This is a genomic window from Streptococcus pseudopneumoniae (assembly GCF_001072665.1).
In the GTDB taxonomy this organism is placed as follows: domain Bacteria; phylum Bacillota; class Bacilli; order Lactobacillales; family Streptococcaceae; genus Streptococcus; species Streptococcus pseudopneumoniae_S.
Map to the genome: position 1 here is coordinate 1 of NZ_JVJI01000001.1, position 234 is coordinate 234.

At 54.3% G+C, this 234-nt stretch carries 1 pseudogene; it reads right to left on the reverse strand.

What is annotated here, in order from left to right:
* Positions 1-234 (reverse strand): annotated as a pseudogene (locus ADH52_RS00005) (hypothetical protein); the annotation flags it as partial.

A 234-nucleotide genomic window follows, 5' to 3' on the forward strand; every position in this document is an offset into this window, starting at 1 on the left:
GGTCACCACACCAATTGCCAGGTCTTTCCAACCGTTCTTGGCTCGATCCTCTGCAGCCAAGGCCTCAAAACGAGCCTTGTCCCGCTCCTGGGCAGCCTTCACTCGTTCAACACGACTCTCCATCTGCTTACTCGCCTGTTGATAGGCTATCGCAAAGCGTTGAACAGACTTGAGTTTGGCGAAATCACCCGACTGATAAGTCCCTACAGTCCGTGTCTTCCCTGCATGCTCTGC